The organism is Mycobacterium seoulense, from assembly GCF_010731595.1.
In the GTDB taxonomy this organism is placed as follows: domain Bacteria; phylum Actinomycetota; class Actinomycetes; order Mycobacteriales; family Mycobacteriaceae; genus Mycobacterium; species Mycobacterium seoulense.
In genome coordinates this window covers 2,817,474-2,837,681 of sequence record NZ_AP022582.1, presented here as the reverse complement: position 1 = coordinate 2,837,681, position 20,208 = coordinate 2,817,474, and the positions used below count along the sequence as shown (strand labels likewise).

General features: G+C 66.8%; 17 protein-coding genes. 10 read left to right on the top strand and 7 right to left on the bottom strand.

Translation table 11 applies throughout. The features are described 5' to 3' along the window. Positions 1-814: 814 nt before the first annotated feature. From G6N37_RS12925 to G6N37_RS12890, 8 genes are all read left to right on the top strand, one after another. Positions 815-2,263, top strand: a complete 1,449-nt coding sequence (locus G6N37_RS12925) for an MFS transporter (RefSeq protein ID WP_163680859.1) — start codon at positions 815-817, stop codon at positions 2,261-2,263. Between the two features lie 426 nt (positions 2,264-2,689). Beyond that, entirely contained in the window at positions 2,690-4,117 is a 1,428-nt protein-coding gene (locus G6N37_RS12920; protein ID WP_163680856.1) for an MFS transporter, read from the top strand. 50 nt (positions 4,118-4,167) lie between these two features. Next, positions 4,168-4,860, top strand: a complete 693-nt coding sequence (cysC, locus tag G6N37_RS12915) for an adenylyl-sulfate kinase (protein ID WP_163680853.1) — start codon at positions 4,168-4,170, stop codon at positions 4,858-4,860. Between the two features lie 80 nt (positions 4,861-4,940). Continuing rightward, positions 4,941-6,200 carry a sulfate adenylyltransferase gene (sat, locus tag G6N37_RS12910; RefSeq protein ID WP_163680850.1) on the top strand — a complete coding sequence of 420 codons (1,260 nt, stop codon included), beginning with the start codon at positions 4,941-4,943 and terminating at the stop codon, positions 6,198-6,200. Then, on the top strand, positions 6,197-6,514 hold the full coding sequence (locus tag G6N37_RS12905; RefSeq protein ID WP_163680847.1) for a DUF6955 family protein: 318 nt from the start codon (positions 6,197-6,199) through the stop codon (positions 6,512-6,514). Before sat ends, G6N37_RS12905 begins: the two co-directional genes overlap by 4 nt. A 561-nt stretch (positions 6,515-7,075) precedes the next feature. Continuing rightward, entirely contained in the window at positions 7,076-8,011 is a 936-nt protein-coding gene (locus G6N37_RS12900; protein ID WP_163680844.1) for a sulfotransferase domain-containing protein, read from the top strand. An 82-nt stretch (positions 8,012-8,093) separates the two neighbouring features. Continuing rightward, positions 8,094-9,074 (top strand): hypothetical protein, encoded by a 981-nt coding sequence (locus G6N37_RS12895; RefSeq protein WP_163680841.1) that lies wholly within the window; start codon positions 8,094-8,096, stop codon positions 9,072-9,074. Beyond that, a complete protein-coding gene (locus G6N37_RS12890; protein ID WP_163680838.1) occupies positions 9,074-10,402 on the top strand; it encodes a cation:proton antiporter in 1,329 nt (442 codons plus the stop codon). The genes G6N37_RS12895 and G6N37_RS12890 overlap by 1 nt, the downstream gene beginning before the upstream one ends. 4 nt (positions 10,403-10,406) lie before the next feature. Here G6N37_RS12890 and fadD21 read toward each other — a convergent pair whose 3' ends face one another. Next, the gene (fadD21, locus tag G6N37_RS12885; RefSeq protein WP_163680835.1) at positions 10,407-12,146 is read right to left on the bottom strand and encodes a fatty-acid--AMP ligase FAAL21/FadD21; all 1,740 of its coding nucleotides are present in this window, start codon (positions 12,144-12,146) and stop codon (positions 10,407-10,409) included. Positions 12,147-12,151: 5 nt separating this feature from the next. Continuing rightward, positions 12,152-13,765: a PucR family transcriptional regulator gene (locus tag G6N37_RS12880; protein ID WP_163680832.1), complete on the bottom strand. Its 1,614-nt coding sequence runs from the start codon at positions 13,763-13,765 to the stop codon at positions 12,152-12,154. Positions 13,766-13,846: 81 nt separating this feature from the next. Between G6N37_RS12880 and pruA the strand changes: the two genes are divergently transcribed. Then, positions 13,847-15,478 (top strand): L-glutamate gamma-semialdehyde dehydrogenase, encoded by a 1,632-nt coding sequence (gene pruA / locus G6N37_RS12875; protein ID WP_163680830.1) that lies wholly within the window; start codon positions 13,847-13,849, stop codon positions 15,476-15,478. Further along, entirely contained in the window at positions 15,478-16,440 is a 963-nt protein-coding gene (locus G6N37_RS12870) for a proline dehydrogenase family protein (RefSeq protein ID WP_163680827.1), read from the top strand. Before pruA ends, G6N37_RS12870 begins: the two co-directional genes overlap by 1 nt. Before the next feature lie 124 nt (positions 16,441-16,564). On the opposite strand, the gene G6N37_RS12865 is transcribed toward G6N37_RS12870, so the two are convergent. From G6N37_RS12865 to G6N37_RS12845, 5 genes are read right to left on the bottom strand one after another with little or no spacing between them, the layout of a single operon-like run. Beyond that, entirely contained in the window at positions 16,565-17,170 is a 606-nt protein-coding gene (locus G6N37_RS12865; RefSeq protein ID WP_276066145.1) for a TetR/AcrR family transcriptional regulator, read from the bottom strand. Beyond that, a complete protein-coding gene (locus G6N37_RS12860; RefSeq protein WP_232074966.1) occupies positions 17,170-17,463 on the bottom strand; it encodes an MDR/zinc-dependent alcohol dehydrogenase-like family protein in 294 nt (97 codons plus the stop codon). The genes G6N37_RS12865 and G6N37_RS12860 overlap by 1 nt, the downstream gene beginning before the upstream one ends. Before the next feature lie 14 nt (positions 17,464-17,477). Continuing rightward, positions 17,478-18,647 (bottom strand): lipid-transfer protein, encoded by a 1,170-nt coding sequence (locus tag G6N37_RS12855; RefSeq protein WP_163680822.1) that lies wholly within the window; start codon positions 18,645-18,647, stop codon positions 17,478-17,480. Next, positions 18,644-19,099 (bottom strand): MaoC family dehydratase, encoded by a 456-nt coding sequence (locus tag G6N37_RS12850; RefSeq protein WP_163680817.1) that lies wholly within the window; start codon positions 19,097-19,099, stop codon positions 18,644-18,646. Before G6N37_RS12850 ends, G6N37_RS12855 begins: the two co-directional genes overlap by 4 nt. Next, positions 19,096-20,208: an acyl-CoA dehydrogenase family protein gene (locus G6N37_RS12845; RefSeq protein WP_163680814.1), complete on the bottom strand. Its 1,113-nt coding sequence runs from the start codon at positions 20,206-20,208 to the stop codon at positions 19,096-19,098. Before G6N37_RS12845 ends, G6N37_RS12850 begins: the two co-directional genes overlap by 4 nt.

Below are 20,208 nucleotides of genomic sequence, written 5' to 3'. Positions count from 1 at the left end.
TTGACAGTCAAACCGAACAGGGCTCATTCGACAACGTGAAATCGCTGATGTACAGGACATTTCCAGCTAACTTCGCCGGTACGTCCAGTCAGGCGTGGCGCGCGTTGTACGACTGCGGATTGTGGCGCCCACACGTCACTACCGCCGCCATTCGCTCGGGGATCGCCGCGGCGGGTGACGAAGATCGGCTGGCAGCGGGGGCGACAGGGACCGCGGCTCACGCCGCGGTCCCATGCCTGCGCTCGGACGACGCGGTGCGAACACCAATGCTTGCGCGGTGGAGCGCCCTATCTTGCCGGGCTCCGACTTGGGCAGAATTGCCGCCCACGCCCACCTGCCATGGGGTAGGCCGAGGATTTTTAACGGGGGTTCTTGTACTTAACGGGCGGCCGCCAAATTGCTAGCTGGACGTACCGGTGAAATCGGCTGGAAATGTCCTGTAAACCAGTGATTCGAGTTGTCGAACGAGCAGAATGGGATTTGACTACCTCTCGGTCGGCCATACCGCGTTGGCGCCGGCACGCACCAACGGGTTGCTGCGCGTGCCGGCGCTGGACGGTGTCGATTGCCCGTCGCCGTGGACGGTCAATGGGTCCGTTGGAAGCGATCGAGTGTGGCCGGCCATCGCGGATGTTCCGATGCAAATGGGCCCCAACAGGATTAGGGCCACATCAGCATGCACAGTTGAACATCTGCGAAAAGAGTTGGTGGCAAGGGGGTGTGACCGTTGTTCCCTGAATCATCAACCCCGCCAACGCAACCGGGCGCTGCTGGAGCTACGGTTGCCGACCAAGTCGGTGAAAGGTGACGAGGCATGACGCGTAGCCAACGCATCTCAGATTGGGACCCAGAGGACGTCGCAGCATGGGATGTCGGCAACAGGGCCATCGCCCGGCGTAACCTGATCTGGTCGATCGCCACAGCGCATGTCGCCTTCTCCATTTGGTATCTGTGGTCGGTGATGGTGCTGTTCATGCCCGTGTCGACCTACGGATTTTCGACCGGGGACAAGTTATTGATCGGTGCCACCGCGTCTTTGATCGGGGCGGTCGCGCGCATCCCCTACGCGATGGCGGGCGCGAGGTTCGGTGGACGTAACTGGGCAATGTTCTCGTCGGGCATACTGCTGATTCCCACCGCCGGCACCATCGTGCTGCTGAATCATCCCGGGCTGCCGTTGTGGCCGTACCTGGTCTGCGCCGCGCTGACCGGATTGGGTGGCGCCAATTACTCCGCCTCGCTGTCCACCGCGGAGGCGTTTTTCCCGCATCGGCTAAAGGGCTTCGCGCTGGGCTTGACGGGCGGAATCGCGAACCTCGGCTCGGCGGTCATCCAGGCGGTCGGCCTGTTCGTGCTTGCCACGGTGGGTCACGAGGCGCCGTACTGGGTCTGCGCGGTCTACCTGGTGCTGCTCGCCGTCGTCGGCGTCGGCGCCGCGGTGTTCATGGACAACCTCCACTACCGCATCGATATGAGCCACCTCAAAGAGGTCCTGAAGGTGCCCGACGCCTGGGGGATCGCGTTCCTCTACCTGTGCTGCTCCGGTTCGTTTCTCGGGTTCGCGTTCGCCTTCGGCCAGGTGCTCCAACACAACTTTTTCATCGGTGGGCAAAGCCACGCGCAGGCATCGCTGCACGCCGCCGAGGTGGCCTTCACCGGACCGCTGCTGGGATCGGTGGCGCGGGTGGTCGGCGGCAAGCTCAGCGACCGCTTCGGCGGCGGGCGCGTCAGTGTGGCTCTGTTGATGTGCATGATCTTGGGCGGCGGGTTTCTGGTCGTCGTCAGCACCCACGACGACCTCACCCGCGGCGCGGGGAAACCGGTGACGCTGTTCACCATGGTGGGTTACATCGTCGGCTTCATCGCCCTGTTCATATGTTCCGGCGCGGCCAAGGGCTCGGTGTACAAGCTGATCCCTTCGGTCTTCGATGCGCGCAGCAGGGAACTGAACGCTGACGACACCGAACGCCGGCAGTGGGCGCGTGTCAGATCGGGGACTTTGATCGGATTCGCCGGTGCGTTCGGGGCACTCGGCGGCGTGGGAATCAACCTGTCGCTGCGGCAGTCCTATGCCAGCACCGGCACCGAGACGCCGGCATATTGGATCTTCCTCGCGTGCTACGTCGCGGCCGCTGTGCTGGCGTGGATGCGCTACGCGCGACCGCAGGTGATGCCCACACCACGGCCCTTGCGTTTGATCGAGGAGGTGCCGGTCCCCACCTCGCCGGCGCATCCCGCCGACGTGCCTGTGGTGCGTTCTTGAAGCCACATCCGGCTTCGTGAGCTGAGTGGAAGAGGCGAGGCCCGCCCTATCCTGTAAATCTCCTGTAAGTTGACCATCTTAAGTTGTAAAGTGGTCGCACCAGCGTTTTACTCGATGAAGGAGCGTGGGATCAGCCGCAACTGCTTGTCGATGTCGGTGGCCGACGGCTCCTGCGGAGGGTTCAGCACCGCCGGCTGGCAAGACGCGCAGCCGTACGTGACGTGGAGGGCGACAAGTGGCCGTTGGCGGTTTGCCGGTACCTGCGATCGGCCGCCCGGCCTGTCACCAAAGCGCAACGGCTGCGAGGTGTTCGGACCGGCAAGCACTGATTTGTTGACGAGCCCGACCGGTCCGGACGCCCTGAACGATCAGGGTGACGGCTTGGTAAGGGGCACGGCAGCATCGTCTGCGGAAGGTAGATGTCGCGTGGCGCGTTCGCATCGCATCGCGGTCTGGGACCCGGAGGACGCCGCGGCCTGGGACAACGGAAATCGCGCCATCGCTCGCCGGAATCTGTTCTGGCAGGTTGTGAACGTCCATGTCGCCTTCTCGATTTGGTACCTGTGGTCGGTCATGGTGCTGTTCATGCCGCAATCGGTCTACGGCTTCTCGACCGGTGACAAGCTGTTGATCGGTGCCGTCGCCTCCCTGGTCGGTGGGCTCGCCCGCATCCCCTACGCGATGGCTGCGAATTGGTTCGGCGGACGAAACTGGACCATGTTCTCGGCTGCTGTGCTGCTGATCCCCACCGCGGGCGCGATGGTGCTCTTGGCCCACCCCGGCCTTCCGCTGTGGCCCTACCTGCTGTGTGCCGCGCTGACCGGGTTGGGCGGCGGCAACTACTCGGCGTCGCTGGCGAAAGTCGACGGCCTGTTCCCCCAGCGGCTCAAGGGATTCACGCTCGGACTCATCGGCGGGATGGCCAACCTCGGGTCGGCCAGCATTCAGGCGGTCGGCCTAGTGGTGTTGGCCACCGTCGGGCATGAGGCGCCGTATTGGGTGTGCGCGATCTACCTGGTGCTGCTGGCGGCCGGTGGTCTCGGTGCCGCGCTGTTCATGGACAACGTTGTGGCACACCGCACCGGGCTGTCGCTACACAACGTGCGCTCCATCATGTCAGTGCCCGACACGTGGGCCATCTCGTTCTTCTACATGTGCGCGTCCGGGTCGTTCCTCGGTTTCGCGTTCGCGTTCGGCCAGGTGCTGGCGCATAACTTCACGGCGGCCGGAGAAAGCCACGGCCAGGCATCGCTGCACGCCGCTGAAATCGCATTCATCGGGCCGCTGCTCGGATCGGTGGCGCGGATAGTCGGTGGCAAGGTGAGTGACCGCTTCGGCGGTGGCCGGGTCACCCTGACGGTCTTCGTCGCCGCCATCGCCGCCGGTGCGCTCCTGGTCGGGGTCAGCCTGCAAGCGGACATCGCAAAGGACCGCGGTGCCGACGTGACCGGACTGACGATGGCGGGTTACATCGCCGGCTTCATCGCGCTGTTCATCTTCTGTGGAGCGGCCAAAGGGGCAGTGTACAAACTCATCCCGTCGGTATTCGAGGAGCGCGGGCTTGCGCTGGGCCTCGGCAACGGCGAACGCCACCACTGGGCCCGGGTCCGGTCGGGAGCGCTCATCGGATTCGCCGGGGCCTTCGGCGCGCTCGGCGGGGTGGGAATAGACCTGGCGCTACGGCAGTCCTATGACACCGAAGGCACCGAAACCCCGGCGTTCTGCATCTTCCTGGCGTGTTACGTCTTGGCGGCAGTGCTGGTCTGGGCGCGCTATGTGCGGCCCCAGCGCAGGCACGCGTCGGTCCGGGCCGTGTCGCGGGAGCCAACGGCGGAGGAGACGGTCAAGACGTGAAGCCAGCATGAGACATCCACGGTCCGTTCAAATCCGACGAGGAGCTAGAAATGTCTGACAACATCACGTGGCACGAACACAACATCAGCCGCGGTGAACGCGAGAAACTCAACGGCCACCGGGGATGCGTCATTTGGTTCACCGGGTTGAGCGGCAGTGGGAAGAGCACGGTCGCGAACCTTGTCGAGCAGAAGCTGTACGAGCGTGGGGTCCGGAGCTTTCTGCTGGACGGCGATAACGTCCGTTATGGGCTCAACGCCGGGCCGGGGATCCTCGAAGAGCGTCACGGGGTCGAGTTCGCCCAGCGGTTCGGCCTGGGCTTCTCGGCCCAAGATCGCGAAGAGAACATCCGGCGAATCGGCGCGGTGTCGAAACTGTTCTGCGAGGCCGGCGTTATCGCCTTGACGGCGTTCATCAGTCCCTACCGCCGCGACCGCGATGCGGTGCGCGCAACCCTGAACGACGGAGACTTCCTGGAGGTCTTCATCGATACCCCCATCGAGGTATGTGAACAGCGCGATCCCAAGGGGCTCTACAAGAAGGCCCGGGCCGGTGAAATCAAGGGCTTCACCGGGATCGATGATCCCTACGAGGCGCCGGTGCGGCCGGAATTGCGGCTCCAAGGCGGCGAGAAGACGGCGGAGACGCTGGCCGAGGAGGTTGTTCTCCATCTCGAGCAGGTGGGCGTGATACCCGTGCTTGATCGCACCCCGAAGCCCCGCGAACGAATGGTTGAAGTTTGACCAGCCGCGCTGAGCCGGCGCCGGCTCAGGGCGCCGAAGCAACGAATCGTCGATTACTCAGCCGAGAGAACGAGGTCACCATGAATTACAAGGGGCACAATGGAAATCCCATTGTGGAACGCATATCCACCGAGAACGCCGCGGGCCAGATCCAAGGCATGCCACGGATTCCCATCTCGAAGGCCACCGCGCACGAAGTCATCAGCCTGTCCTATGGATTCTTCACTCCGCTGACGGGATTCATGGGGCGCCAGGAGGTCGACGGGACCCTGGACAACATGCAGCTTCCGGACGGAACGCTGTGGAGCATTCCGATCGTCTTCGATATGTCCGCCGACGACATCGCCAAGCTGAACATCAAGGCGGGCGACCGCGTCGTCCTCGAATACCTCGACGCTCCCATGGCCATCTTCGATATCTCCGAGATATACGAGTATGACCTTGCGCGGATGGCCGAGAAGACCTACGGCACTTCGGATCCACGGCACCCCGGCGTGAAGAAGACGCTGGCCTACCAGAACCGGTTCATCGGGGGCGACATCACGCTCATCAACGAGCCCGTCTTCAACGAGCCGTTCAAGAGCTTCTGGCTGACGCCCAAGCAGCACATGGAAGCGTTGGCCGAACGGGACTGGAAGCACGCGGTGGCCCATCAGACCAGGAACGTGCCGCATACCGGCCACGAAGCGTTGATGAAGCAGGCCTGGCTGGCCGCGAACGAGGACATGCCCGTCGACAAGCTCAACACCGGTGTGCTGGTGAACGCCATCATCGGCCAGAAGCGCGTGGGCGACTATATCGACGAGGCGATCCTGTTGGCGCAGAACGCACTGAGGACCAGCGGGTATTTTCGCGACAACGTCCACATGGTCTCCTTCACGCTGTGGGACATGCGGTATGCCGGTCCCCGGGAGGCGATCTTCCACGCGATCCTGCGGACCAACCTCGGATGCACCCATCACATGTTCGGGCGCGACCACGCCGGCGTGGGGGACTTCTACCATCCCTACGATGCCCAGAACCTGCTCAAGCAGCACAGAACCGAGCTGGGCATCAAACCGGTGTTCCTCAGGGAGAACTGGTACTGCCCGGAATGCTTGGAGGTCACCAACTCCGCCCTGTGCGGCCACGACTCAAAGGCCCAAAGCTTCAGCGGCAGCCTGATCAGGAGCATTCTGACCGACGAGGTTAAGCCCACGCAGAAGGTGATGCGGCACGAGGTTTTCGAAGTCGTCATGGAATCGGCCGCCAAGTACGGAGAGGGTTCACCCTTCGTGACCGAGGAGTACCTCAAGACCCGGCGACCGGTCTTCACGCTCAAGCAATTGGAGGAGTCATGAGCACCGCGGGGAAGATGATCAAGGTCAACGTCTGGATCAACGACGAGAGGCTCGAGGCGCTGCGAAAGGCCGGAATGGCCGACGTGGCCAAGGAAGCTTTCGCCGGCATGAAGCTGCTGGAAATCCACACGACCGAAGAGCAGAAGGATGTGGTGCTGCAGCGCTTCCCCGGAGCCAAATACGACTCCGCTACCACGAAGTCGATCGAACTGCTTCCGAAGAAGGCGAAGGACAGGCTGCTCGAACTGTCCATCGACATGCATTCCACCGGTCCCGACGTGATGGGCCGCTTTCTCGAGGAGGCGCGAGCCTGACCCCGGGGCCGCACGGGCCACGCAGAATACCAGACGATAACTAGCGCCGACCGGCAACTGGGGTGGCCCAGTCGCCGGTCGGCGTTTTCGCGTGACGATTTGCTTCGTTGCTGGCGGACTAGCCTCCGGTCGTGATGTTCAACGGGTGTCGTGGCGGCTTCGCATTTCGTCGAGCATTCAGGGGAGCAACCCCTACGCCGCGATGCGGTCATCCTCGCTTTGCTGGCAAAAGGACAGGAAGAGTCCAACCGCAGCACAGGAAGTTGCCAGCTCCCCACCCCATAATTTGAATCATCGCGAGTTTAACTAGGCGCGGACGGCACGTAGGCTCACTCAGCGCCGGATGCGACTAGCCGACTCGAGGTCGGGGCGCCGTCCTTCCACGGGTGCCGCTCACGACCCGTTTGACCAACTGGATAGAGCTCTGCTTGTCGAGCGTGCGTTTCGCGAGTGCGGGGTTTCGGAGAAGGGGTCTTTTCCGAAACCGACCCGTCAGGACGTGTTGCTGTCCCGCGCATGCGACCCACGCTTTTTCGCAAACTGACGGAAGGCACATTCACGGTGGAAAACCAACTTCTCGCTCCGACCAGAGTCCTGCGGGACTACCTCTCGGATTCCCGGGTCTGGGAGGACTTCCTGGCCCAGGGCGGCTTCGTCGAAAGCGACATCGTCGTCGCGGACCCGTTCAAAGCCGGCACCACCTGGACGCAGCGAATTGTCCAGCAGATTCTGCACAACGGCGAGGAGCCGGAGGGCGGGCTCTCGGACACCTCGCCGTGGCTCGACTCGAGTTGGGGTGACCACGCCGCGATGCTCAAGGTGCTCAAGGAGCAACGCGAGGCCGGAATTCGGCGGGTGATGAAGTCGCATCTGCCCGCCGACGCCCTGCCGATCGCTCCCGAGGCCCGTTATGTCTTCGTCGGGCGCAACGGCAAAGACCTCGGCATCAGCTTCCACAACTATCTCTACAACTTCAATCCGAAGACGATGGAGACGATCAACCAGATCCACGCCGAATGGTCGGGCGACCCAACGCCTTTGGCGATCCCCGAGGACATGCAGGAATTCTTCGACCTCTGGCTGGACACCAACGGATACCAGTGCTGCGATCTGCTCGACATCATGCAGTCGTGGTGGGCGCTGCGGAACGAGCCGAACGTGCTGCTGCTGCATTACGGGGAACTGAAGCGGGACCTTCGGGGCCAGATCGCCCGGCTCGCGGAATTCTTCTCCGTCGACCCGGCGTCGCTGCGAATGGACGTCATCGTCGAACACTGTTCCTTCGACTACATGAGCGAGCGCGCGGAGAAGATGGCGCCGTTCGGCGGGTCGCACATGTCCAGCGCCAAGGCCTTTTTCCACAAGGGGCTCACGCGTGACCACCGCAACGAGCTGAGGCCGGACCAGGCGGAGCGCTTCGACCGCGTCGCCCTCGAGAAGCTCGGCCCGGAGTGCGCCCACTGGCTGGAAAAGGGCGAAATCCTCCCGGCCGGCTGATTCAGCGCGAAACGACGTCACCGTGTCGCGGGACTTCGCCGTAGCGCGGAGTCCCGCGATGCGACGACCACACGCAGCGTCTATGGCTGATCAAGGCCCGGTACTCCGAAATCGCCTTCTCATGGAGGGAATCGCCCTGGCTTACATCGTGCTGGCGGCGCACTTCAATGGCTGGCACTACCTGTTGTTCCCAGGGTTGGCGGCGCTCTCCTACGACGTGCTGACCCGGCCATCGGGAAAATGGGCCAGTCAGCCGGTGCGGCTTGTTGTCACGCCGGTGGCGGGGGCCGTCATCGGTGTCCTGCTCACGCGGGTTCTGCCGTTCGGAGTTATCGCGATTCTGCTGATCGTCACCTCGTGCTTGGTTCTTCTGGCGCTGCTCAAATCCGCGGTCGCCCCGGGGATCGCCGCCGGGGCGCTGCCGCTTTTCCTGGGGATCACGAGCTGGCTCTATCCGGCGTCCATTGCGCTGAGCCTGGTCGTCCTCGTGGCGATTCTCGTTCCGTGGCAACGGTATTGCCGGCAGAAATATTCGGAGCGTGACATTTCGACGCCGAGCGTCGACGACGTGCTCGAGTCGCCGGCCACCGGAAACGCTTGGCTCCTGCCATTCTTCGCGTTTCTGACGGTGCTGGCGTCGTGCGCCGCGGCGACGGGCTGGCGGCTCGTCCTGTTTCCTCCGCTCATCGTCATCGCCTACGAAATGTTCGCCCACCCCACGGTGTGTCCGTGGGCCGGGAAGCCGCTTGCCCTGCCGGGCGTGTGCGTCCTCAATGCGGTGGCGGGATGGGGTGCGGTCAGCCTGTTCGGCAGTGGCGCCGTCGCGGCGGCCTGCGCGATGGCGTTCGGCATTCTCGCGCTTCGTCTCCTGCGGCTGCGCATGCCGCCCGCGCTCGCCGTGGGACTCCTCCCTTTGGTGATGAATGCGCCCAGTTTCACATACCCGATTTCCGTGGCCATCGGGACCGGAGCGCTGACGCTCGCTTATCAGTTTTATCAACGTTGGGTCACCGGCCATGGCCGCGCTGGCCGGAGTGTTTCCAATAACATGAGGGGTGGATAGTGTCGAATTCCCAACTGACGGCGGTCATTTGCGTCCTTTTCGCACTCGTCGGGCTAGCCCAGTTGCTGGGGTATGTGTTCCTCAAGCTCGGCCAGCCGAAAGTGGTCGGCGAGATCCTGGCAGGTATCGTGCTCGGTCCGGCACTGCTCGGCCGGCTCCACTATGTGCAGCACCTCGTCGGGACCGCCAGGCACGACACCCACATCCTGAGCTTCGTCTACTGGCTCGGGTTGCTGCTGCTGATGTTCGTGTCCGGCGCGGAGGTGCAGCAACTGTTCGGCAAGGGTGAACGGCGGACGGTGAGTTGGCTGGTGATCGTGGGCACCGGCATTCCGTTCCTGCTGGGGCTGGCCTTCGGACCCCAGCTGATTCGTCCGAGCCTGGCCGGACCGCACGGCAACCGCGTGTCCCTCGTCATCATCCTGGCGGTCGGCGTCGCCGTCACCTCCGTGCCCGTGGTGTCAAAGATCTTCGCCGACCTCAAGATCCTGGATACGCGGTTCGCTCGGCTCATCCTCGGGGTTGCGGTGCTGGAGGACATCGTGTTGTGGCTGGCGCTGGCGATCGCGACCTCGATCGCCGCGAAATCCCACCTGCATCCATGGCAGATGGGATTGCACCTGCTGGTCACGGTGGCCTATTTCGCGCTCGGTCTTACGGTCGTGCCCCGCGTGATCACGGCAATCAACAAGGCGCGCTGGAACGTTCTCGCACACCACTCGCCTACGGGTTACGCCATCGCGATCCTCCTGGCGTACTGCGCCGTCGCGGGAGCGCTCGACGTCAACCTGGTCTTCGCGGCCTTCCTCGCGGGCTTCGCCCTGGTGGACAAGGAACGTGCGATCTTCGAGGACTCGATCGACGCGATCAGCAAAGTCTCGTTCGCCTTCTTCATTCCGGTCTATTTCGCGATCGTGGGTTTGAAGCTGGACCTCGTCCGCGGCGTCTCACTGCCGATGATCGTCATCTTCCTCGTCGGCACCTGCGTGGTGAAGATGCTGTCGGTGGCGCTCGCCGGGCGGTTCGCCGGGTTCCGGGGCCTGGAGTTGATCAACCTCGGGATCACCACGAACGCCCGGGGCGGCCCCGGAATCGTGCTCGCCAGTGTCGCTTTCGACGCCGGAATCATCAGCTCGAAGTTCTACACGACGCTGGTGGTCGCGGCCGTGCTCACGTCGCAGTTGGCGGGCGCCTGGCTCGATTACGTTCTGCGTAAAGGCTGGCCGTTGCTGAAAACCGCTGCGCCCGAGGAAGCCTCACCCGTCCCGGCTCAGGAGCCCCCAGCGGCCGAACCCGTCGCCGCCGCGCCCGATGACCGGGCGTCGTAGGGGCTCAGGCGTCCAACCGGGTGAACTGCCGCTTGCGGTACTGCTCGACACAGGCGGCCCGCCGGATCTTGCCGCTCGTGGTGGTGGGGATCGACCCGGGCGGCACCAGCACGAGATCGGCGACGTTCAAGCCGTGTGAGCTCGAAATCGCCGCGGTGACATCGTTTTTGACTGCGTCGAGCCGGCGCGAGGTCTCCTCGTCGGAATCGCCGCGTTTCTTCAATTCGATGATGGTCACCAGCTTTTCGGACTCGTCCACCGCGACGGAGATCGCCGCGACCCGGCCGCCGGTGATCTCGTGGACCGTCGACTCGATGTCTTCGGGATAGTGGTTGCGCCCGTAGACGATCAGCAGGTCCTTCATCCGTCCCACGATGAACATCTCGCCGTCGGAGACGAAGCCGAGATCACCGGTGCGCAGCCAGGGCGCCTCGGGCGTACCCGGCGACGGGTCGGTCACGACGCCGCCGAAGGTGCGCTCGGTTTCCTGCGGCTTCTGCCAATAGCCGCCGGCCACGTTCTCGCCGTGGACCCAGATTTCGCCGACCGTTCCCGGCGGGCATTCCCTGGCGGTGTCCGGGTCCACGACCCGCACGGCCGGCGACCTCGGCATCCCGTAGCTCAGCAGTGGCGAGCCGGCCTGCGTCGAACACCGTTGCGCGGTGCCCTCGGACAGCCGCTCGGGTTCGAAGTGAACGACCTCCGGGGCGCCGCCCTTGGTGCGGCTGGCGACGTAGACGGTCGCCTCCGCCAGGCCGTAGGAGGGACGCATCATGTGATCGCGGAAGTTGTACGGGGCGAACCGTTTACAGAACCGGTCCAGCGTGGCGGGATGGATGCGCTCGGCGCCGCTGACGATGCCCAGCACGTTGCCCAGGTCGATGCCTTCCAGGTCGGCATCCGACGTCTTTCGGGCGGCCAGCTCGAACGCGAAGTTGGGCGCCGCCGACATCACCGGTCCGCCGTTCGCCATCGCGTGGATCCACCGCGCCGGCCGCTGCAGGAAGGCGACCGGGCTGGTCAGGTCGCCGCGATAGCCGCCCAGGATCGGCGCGATGACGCCGAGCACAAATCCCATGTCGTGATAGAACGGCAGCCACGACACCACGGCCGTGTCGCGCGGCGGCACACCGTTGGTCTCGGCGAAATAGTCGGCCATCAGCTGCTGGAAGTTCACCTGAAGATTGCGGTGCGAGATCATCACCCCGGCGGGAAGCCGCGTCGAGCCGGACGTGTACTGCAGGTAGGCCGTCGCGGGCGCGCCGCTGACCCGGGTGCTGGGCGCGCTCGCGTCGTCCCAATCCAGCGCGTCGACGGCGACCACGGCCGGGAGGGTGGGCGAGCCGGGCTGCGTCAGGTGCTCGGTGATGGTTCCGGCGGCCGCTGACGTGGTGAGGACGACGGTGGGCGCGGTGTCGGCCAGCACGGCGCTGACCCGTTCGTCGTGCGAGCCGGCCGCCGGCACCGACAGCGGCACCGCGATCAACCCGGCCTGCATCGCCCCCAGGAACGCCACGATGTAGGCCAGGCCCTGGGGAGCGAGGATCACGGCGCGGTCCCCGACGGCGCCGTGCCGCCTGACCTCGTGCGCGACGTTCAGGGTCCGCCGGTACAGCTGCGCCCACGTCAGCGCCTCGGTGACGCCCGCCCAATCCTGGTCGTAGTCGGTGTACCGGAACGCCACGTCGTCGGGCTGCAACCCGGCGCGTTCACGCAGCAGGGCGACCACGGACGCGTGCGGCATGGCCGTTAGGTTACCGCCTTCCCCTCGGGTCCACCCGGCAGTCGCAAGCCAATCGAAAACAGCAGCCGCACCTCGGGATCGGCGAGCGAGGTGGACAACAATTTCTCGATGCGCCGCACGCGGTAGCGAACCGTGTTCGGGTGCACGTGCAGCGACTGCGCGGCGGCCGCGATGTCGCCGAAGCCGTCCAGATAGACCCGCAGGGTCTCGGCCAGCACCGGCTCCCGGGCGCGCAGCTCGACGATCCGCGGATCGACCAACCGGTCGTCGCGGCCGACCAGCGTGAGGATCTCGTCGAGCAGGACGGTGGTGCGCGCCTCCGCCAGCGAGGTCACCTGCGGAAGCGAAATGGGATGGCGCGCAGCGCTGTCCAGCACGCGGTCCAGCTCGGCGCGCGCCGCGGCGATCCCGGCGAGGCCGGCGACGGGAGCCGCGACGGCGGCCCGCAGCTGCACGCCGAGTTCGGCGCGCATCGCCGCGACGGTGCCGCGGACCCACGAGGTGACCGGGCGGGTCTGCGTCTGGGGCAGCAGCACATAGATCCGCGATCCCCGCGTGCCCACCTGGGCATCGCGCCGAAAGGCGCTCGCGCTCAGCGCCATCACGTCGGCCAATCGCGGCTGGCGGGGCGCGCTGTCGGCGGCGGCGTCCGCGGTGTCCCAGCCGACCAGCGTCGCCTCGCCGTCGGCGGAGAGGCCCAGTTCGCGGGCGACGGCGGCCACGTCGGGCTCGCCGTCGACCAGGCCCAACAGCTGCTGCACCCGCCGCGCGTGTGTGGACGGCCGGGCCGCCAGCCGCGCCATGATGCGCGCGGCCAACACCGCGGCGCCGCGCAACATCTGCTCGGCGTCGTCGGCCAGCGGTTGTGCGCCCTGCTGCACCCAGATGGTGCCGGCGAACGCCGGCGGTCGCCGCGCGTCCACCGCGGGCTGGTAGATCCCGACGGCCAGCCGTGGCCGCAGGCCCAGCTCGGGACGCTCTGCCACGCGCACCACCTGATCGCTGGACCGCAGCGCATCGAAAATGCCCCATTGGCCGATCCATTCCAGATGCTCGGGCGGCCCCGCCCTGCCCAGGATGGACAGGCGCCGCAGCTCGTCGGCTTCGTCGTCGGAGGCGGAATAGGCCAGCACGTGTGACTGGGCGTTCTCGATGCTGACCATGCCGTGGATGCGATCGGCCAGCGACTGCGCCAGGCCGAACAGGTCGGTGCCCGAGTCCTCGGTCTCGTCGGCGCGGTCCCCGTGATGCTCGAGGACGTGATTGACCAACTGGTAGAGCCGCTCCCAACGGGCCCGCGGCTCGACGGCGACCACCGCGGACCCGGCCCCGACCGCCGCGCTCACCAACGCACTCGACGGTTCCTTGGCGAAGATCGCCGCCGGAACGCGCTCGCGCGCCTGCTTGCCCATCCACCGCAGCGCCTCGTCGTCGCCCACCCCCAGCAGGAAGAACACATCGGCCGAGCCCGCGGCCGCCGCGAGCCCGAGCCGCACGTCGTCGCTGTCGATCAGCGCCGCCGAGCCCACCGGAAGGTCCAGGCCCCGCGGCGCTTCCACCAGGCTGACCAGGGTCGCGTCCAGCGCCAGCAACAGTTGACCCAGCCCCACACCGGCCATTGTCCGATCGTACTATCGAATGGACGAACTGCTGTCCGATCGGCTAAGTCGGCGGGCCGTCGCGGCGAGGATCCTGGCAGGATGGACGCGATAACCCAGGTGCCGCCGCCGGCCAACGAGCCGGTCCACGACTACGCGCCGCGATCCCCGGAACGCGAGCGGCTACGCGCCGAATTGGCCGCCCTGGCCGATCACCCGATCGAGCTTCCCCATGTCATCGGCGGCAGACACCGCATGGGCGACGGCGACCGCTTCGACGTCGTCCAGCCGCACCGGCACGCCGCCACGCTGGGCACCCTGACCAACGCGGTGCACGCCGACGCGGCGGCGGCCATCGACGCCGCCATGGCCGCGAAAGGCGCCTGGGCGGCAATGCCTTTCGACGAGCGCGCGGCGGTGTTCCTGCGCGCCGCCGACCTGTTGGCCGGGCCGTGGCGGGAGAAGATCGCCGCCGCGACCATGCTCGGCCAATCCAAGTCCGCCTACCAGGCCGAGATCGACTCGCCCTGCGAGCAGATCGACTTCTGGCGGTTCAACGTGGCGTTCGCCCGCCAGATCCTGGCGCAGCAGCCGATCAGCGGGCCCGGGGAGTGGAATCGCAGCGACTACCGCCCGCTGGACGGATTCGTCTATGCGATCACGCCGTTCAACTTCACCTCCATCGCCGGCAACCTGCCGACCGCGCCGGCGCTGATGGGCAACACCGTCGTGTGGAAACCGTCGATCACCCAGACGTTGTCGGCCTACCTGACCATGCGGCTGCTCGAGGCCGCGGGGCTGCCGCCCGGCGTGATCAACCTCGTCACCGGCGACGGGTTCGCGGTTTCCGACGTGGCGCTGGCCGATCCGCGGCTGGCCGGCATCCACTTCACCGGGTCGACCGCCACCTTCCAGCGGCTGTGGCAGCAGGTGGGCGCCAACATCGGCCGCTACCACAGCTATCCGCGGCTGGTCGGCGAGACCGGCGGCAAAGACTTCGTGGTGGCGCACCCGTCCGCGCGGCCGGATGTGCTGCGCACCGCGCTGATTCGCGGCGCGTTCGACTACCAGGGCCAGAAGTGCTCGGCGGCGTCGCGCGCCTTCATCCCGCAGTCGGTGTGGCGGCGCATCGGCGACGACTTCCTGGGCGAGACCGCCGCGCTGCGCTACGGCGACGTCACGGACCTGACCAACTACGGTGGGGCGCTGATCGACGGGCGGGCGTTCGCCAAGAACGTCAACGCCATCGAGCGGGCGAAGAGCGCCGCCCACGTCACCATCGCGGTCGGCGGCGAATACGACGACAGCGTCGGCTATTTCGTGCGCCCCACGGTGTTGCTGTCCGACGATCCGGCCGACGAGTCGTTCGCCACCGAATACTTCGGTCCGCTGCTGTCGGTGCACGTGTACCCCGACGGCGACTACGAACGAATCCTCGGCGTGATCGACACCGGCTCGCGGTACGCGCTGACCGGCGCCGTCATCGCCGACGACCGCGAGGCGGTGCTGACCGCGCAGGAGCGCCTGCGCTTCGCCGCAGGGAACTTCTACGTCAACGACAAACCCACCGGCGCGGTCGTCGGGCGCCAGCCCTTCGGGGGTTCGCGTGGCTCGGGCACCAACGACAAGGCCGGGTCGGTGCTGAACCTGTTGCGCTGGACATCGGCACGCACCATCAAGGAGACGTTCGTCCCGGCGACCCACCACGCGTATCCGCACATGGCGGCCGACTGATGACCGGTGTGTTCGCCAGCACCCTCCGGCCGGCCATCATGGCCGCCAGCCGGCGGCCGGGACTGCGGCGGGCCGCCGAAGGCCTGCCGATCACCCGTCGCGTGGTGCACCGCTTCGTTCCCGGAGAGACGATCGACAGCGCACTGGGCAGCGTTGCGGCGCTTCGCGATTCGGGTCGATGTGTCAGCCTCGACTACCTCGGTGAAGACGTCACCGACGCCAGCGCCGCCGACGCGGCGGTGGCGGTTTACCTCGATCTGATCGACCGCCTGGCCCGGCTCGGGGATCGCGCCGCCGCCCGTCCGCTCGAGGTGTCGCTGAAGTTGTCGGCCCTGGGGCAGTCGCTGGGCCGCGACGGCGAGAAGATCGCCCGGGAGAACGCGTTTAGGATCTGCGGAGCGGCACGGCGGGCCGGCGTGTGGGTGACCGTGGACGCCGAAAACCACACGACGACGGACTCGACGCTGACGATCGTGCGCGACCTGCGGCACGACTTTCCCTGGCTGGGTGTGGCATTGCAGGCCTACCTGCGACGCACGCTGGGCGATTGCCGGGAATTCGCGGCGACCGGGGCGCGGATCCGGTTGTGCAAGGGCGCCTACGACGAACCGGCGGCGGTGGCCTACCGCGACCCGGCCGCGGTCACCGACGCCTACCTGCGCTGCCTGCGGGTGCTGATGGCCGGCTCGGGGTATCCGATGGTGGCCTCCCACGACCCGGCGGTCATCGAGCAGGTGCCCGCGCTGGCGCGCGAAGCGGGCCGGGCCGCAACCGATTTCGAGTACCAGATGCTGTACGGCATCCGCGATGACGAGCAGCGGCGGCTGGCCGCAACCGGCAACCGGATCCGGGTCTACGTGCCGTTCGGCACCCAGTGGTACGGCTACTTCATGCGCCGGCTGGCCGAGCGGCCCGCCAACCTGACGTTCTTCCTGCGGGCGCTGGCCCGGCGCGGGCACTGAGTGTGCGGTCACGGCTTTGCGTGTGAGCCCACGGCGCGAATTTCACCGGAATCCCGCCCTGAACGCACACTCAAAGCCCACGATGCACACTCGACGGGAGAAGGTCCTCAGCGGCAAGCGCCGCCTAGCCGCGCCGGGGCCGAGCGCGCTCGCTGGCGAACCCACGCACCGCGAACGCGCGCACGAACTCGGCCACCGCCTCGGGATCGTCCATGTCCAGCGTCGAGGACGGCGTGCTGAAGAGTGAGAACAGGATGCGCGCGAACCATTCACCGGCGGCTTCGATGTCGAGATCCTTGCGCACCTCCCCGGTGAGCTTGGCGGCCGACAGGTGGGGTGCGAAGAAGTCGACGCACTCGCGCAGCAACACGGCGGCATCCTTGGTCAGCAGCAGGCTGATCGCATCCTCGTCGAAGTACTTCTCCGACGCGATGGACCGCCGGGCCTGGGTCACGAAGACGGCGGCCTGGCTGAGCTTGTCCTCGAGCGAGCCGCCCCGGCCCATGGCCGTGGACATCTCCCGGTAGAACCGTTCGGAAGCGTGCTCGGCGCACGCCTCGATGATGGCCGCCTTGTCGGAAAAGTACTCGTAGATGGTGCTGCGGGAAACGCCGGCCGCCCGGGCGATGTCGACGATCGTCGCCTTCTGCAGTCCCTGCTTGCGGAAGCAGGAGTACGCGGACTCCACGATCAGTTCGCGGGTGTCGATGGCCTGGGCCGCTTCAGTCATCACGGTACCAACGCCCCCCGGGGCACCAGCCCCGCGTCGGCCGAGGCGAAGGCGGCGTTGACGTCGGCCAGGTGGAATGGGTCGGGCATCAGGCGGTCGAACGGAAAGCTGATGTGCTGCAAGAACGATAGCCCGACGGCCAGCGTCACGGGATCGTAGAGCATGACGCCGCGCACGGATTTGTTGCCGTAGACCAGCGCGCTCGGATCCAGTTCGAACGTCCGTCCCACGCCCACGTTGCCGACCTCGAGTAGCGTGCCGCCGTGGGCGGTCAGCAGGGCGAGCTTCGGCACGGTGATAACCCCCTTTAGTCGGCGGGCGCCAGGATGAGCCCGCTGGTGGGCACCCCGGTGCCCGACGTGACCAGCACGTGTTCGACATTGTCGACCTGGTTGCACGACGTGCCGCGCACCTGGCGCACCCCCTCGGTGATGCCGTTCATGCCGTGGATGTAGGCCTCCCCGAGCAGCCCGCCATTGGTGTTGATCGGCAGCTCCCCGCCCAGCGACAGCCGCTCGACGGTGGCGAAGTCCTTGGCCTCGCCGCGCCCGCAGAACCCGAGCTCCTCGAGCTGGGTGAACACGAACGGCGTGAAATGGTCGTAGATGAACGCGGTTTGGATGTCTTGCGGCTTGAGACCGGAGTCGCGCCACAGCCTGTTGGCGACCACACCCATCTCCGGCAGGCCGGTGATGTCGTCGCGGTAGTAGCTGGTCATCATCTCGCCGTTGGAGGCCGCGCCCTGGGCGGCCGCGGTGATGACCGCCGGCGGCTGCCGCAGGTCGCGTGCCCGCTCGGCGCTGGTGACCACGAGCGCGACCCCGCCGTCGCTCTCCTGACAGCAATCCAGCAGGCGCAGCACGGGTTCGACGATCCAGCGCGAATTCTGGTGGTCCTCGAGCGTGATCGGGCGTTGGTAGAACCACGCATCGGGGTTGCGGGCCGCGTGCGCGCGGTCCACGACCGCGATGCGGCCGAAGTCCTCGTTGGTGACGCCGTACGTCGACATGTAGCGCTGCGCGTGCATCGCGACCCACGCCGCGGGGGTGAGCAAGCCGAACGGTGCGTAGTGCGCCATGAACAACGGTGTTTCGGCCATGCTGCGCCCGCTGCCGCCGAACCGGAAACCGGAGCGTTCGTTGAAGGCCCGCCAGCACACCACCACGTCGGCGACACCCGTCGCGACGGCCATCGCGGCGTGCACGACGGTGCCGGCGGCCGCGCCGCCGCCGTGGTGCACGCGGGAGAAGAAGCTCAGGTCGCCGATGCCCACGTTGCGCGCGATGTCGATCTCGTCGCTGGCATCCATCGTGAAGGTGACCATGCCGTCGACGTCGGCGGGTGCCAGGCCGGCGTCGTCGAGCGCGGCGCTCACCGCCTCGCACGCCAATTGCAGTTCGCTGCGGCCGGATTCCTTGGAGAACTCGGTCTGGCCGATCCCGACGATGGCCGCGGCGCCGGGCAGCGAGCTGCTCACGCGCGCGCCCCGTCGAGCAGGCTGAGGATCGCGGTGCCCGAGACGTGGTCGCCCAGGCTGTTGGAGCCCTTGAACGTCACCTCGACGAAGTTCTCCCCCCCGGTGCCTGCGCTCTTCCCGGTGACGCTGCCGGTGAACCGCAGCGGATCGTCCGGAAAGCACGGCACGCCCAGGCGGATCGACAGCTTCTTGACCATCGCCTCCGGTCCGGCCCAGTCGGTGAGGAACCGCACGCAGTAGCCGTTGGTGGTGAGGATGTTCATGAACAGATTCGGAGAGCCCTGCTTGTTGGCGTAGTCGCGGTCGTGGTGCACGGGCATGAAGTCGCGGGTGGCGATCGCCCCCGCGACGATCATCGTTGTGGTGATCGGGATCTCGAGCGGGGTCACCTCGTCGCCGACGGAGATGTCGGCCCAGCGCAGGGTGGTGCTGCGGCTCGCGGTGGTCGTCATTGCTGTCCTTCCGAATACGTTGCGCCGAGCCGGGCCAGCTGCGCCGCAGCCGGGCCGAGCGTGAGCTCGTTGTGCTTGGCCCACAAGAAGTAGCGGTGCAGGGGATAGGTGGTGTCGATGCCGATGCCGCCGTGGACGTGCTGGGCGGTGGCGGCGACGCGGGCGCCGGCCTCGGCGGCCCAGAACTTCGCGATGCGGGCGGCGCGCTCGGCGGGGCGCCCGTGCGCGATCAGCCACGCCGCGTGCCACGTGGTCCACCTGATCGCCTCGACGTCGATGAACGCGTCCGCCATGCGCTGCTGCACGGCCTGAAAGCTGCCGATGGGCCGGCCGAATTGTTCGCGGCCCGTGGTGTATTCGGCCGCGATCCGCAGTGCGCGCTCCACGACGCCGAGCTGAACCGCGCACAGGGCGACCAGCGCACGGGTGTACAGCGAGTCGATCAGGTCTGCGCCGACGAGCCGGTCGGCGTCGGATACCGTTGCGCCGTCGAGGTATACGTCGGCGTGTGGTTCGCGGTTGGTGGTCGGCGCGGGACGGATCTCGATGCCGCGGGCGTCGGCCGCCACCAGGAACAGGCCGGCCTGCCCGTCGTCCATCGACGCCGGGATCAGCACCGTGTCGGCGAGCTGGGCGGCCGGAACCAGCTCCTTGGCGCCGTCGAGCCGCCAGCTGCCGCCGTCGCGCCGCGCGGTGGTGGCGGGAGCCGTCGCATCGGAGCGGCCCGGCTCGGCCAATCCCGCGGTCAGTATGCGGTTTCCGGCGACAACCCCCGGCAGGAAGCGTTGCCGCTGTTCATCGTTGCCGTACCGCGCGATGGGGTCGGCGCCCAGGGCCAGCGTCGCGTAGGCGGGCACCGGTGCGACCGCCCGGCCCACCTCGGCCAGCAGCACCCCGAGCTCGACGAAACCACCGCCGTTACCGCCCACCGGCTCCGGCAGCGCGGTGCCGAGCAGGTCGGCGGCCGCCAGCTCTTTCCACAGTGCGTCGTCGAAGCGAACGTCGCCGGCCTCCAACTCGGCCAAGCGCTCCCGCGTGGCCCGGCGCTCGAGGAGGTCGCGGGCGAGCTTGGAGATGGTCTCCTGCTCTTCGCTGAAACTGAAGTCCAT

Excerpts from the sequence above, each read along its gene's own strand:
- G6N37_RS12925 (WP_163680859.1), top strand. The coding sequence starts at position 815 with ATGACGCGTAGCCAACGCATCTCAGATTGGGACCCAGAGGACGTCGCA.
- cysC (WP_163680853.1), top strand. The coding sequence starts at position 4,168 with ATGTCTGACAACATCACGTGGCACGAACACAACATCAGCCGCGGTGAA.
- sat (WP_163680850.1), top strand. The coding sequence starts at position 4,941 with ATGAATTACAAGGGGCACAATGGAAATCCCATTGTGGAACGCATATCC.
- G6N37_RS12905 (WP_163680847.1), top strand. The coding sequence starts at position 6,197 with ATGAGCACCGCGGGGAAGATGATCAAGGTCAACGTCTGGATCAACGAC.
- G6N37_RS12895 (WP_163680841.1), top strand. The coding sequence starts at position 8,094 with ATGGCTGATCAAGGCCCGGTACTCCGAAATCGCCTTCTCATGGAGGGA.
- fadD21 (WP_163680835.1), bottom strand. The coding sequence starts at position 12,146 with ATGCCGCACGCGTCCGTGGTCGCCCTGCTGCGTGAACGCGCCGGGTTG.
- G6N37_RS12880 (WP_163680832.1), bottom strand. The coding sequence starts at position 13,765 with ATGGCCGGTGTGGGGCTGGGTCAACTGTTGCTGGCGCTGGACGCGACC.
- pruA (WP_163680830.1), top strand. The coding sequence starts at position 13,847 with ATGGACGCGATAACCCAGGTGCCGCCGCCGGCCAACGAGCCGGTCCAC.
- G6N37_RS12870 (WP_163680827.1), top strand. The coding sequence starts at position 15,478 with ATGACCGGTGTGTTCGCCAGCACCCTCCGGCCGGCCATCATGGCCGCC.
- G6N37_RS12865 (WP_276066145.1), bottom strand. The coding sequence starts at position 17,170 with ATGACTGAAGCGGCCCAGGCCATCGACACCCGCGAACTGATCGTGGAG.
- G6N37_RS12850 (WP_163680817.1), bottom strand. The coding sequence starts at position 19,099 with ATGACGACCACCGCGAGCCGCAGCACCACCCTGCGCTGGGCCGACATC.
- G6N37_RS12845 (WP_163680814.1), bottom strand. The coding sequence starts at position 20,208 with ATGGACTTCAGTTTCAGCGAAGAGCAGGAGACCATCTCCAAGCTCGCC.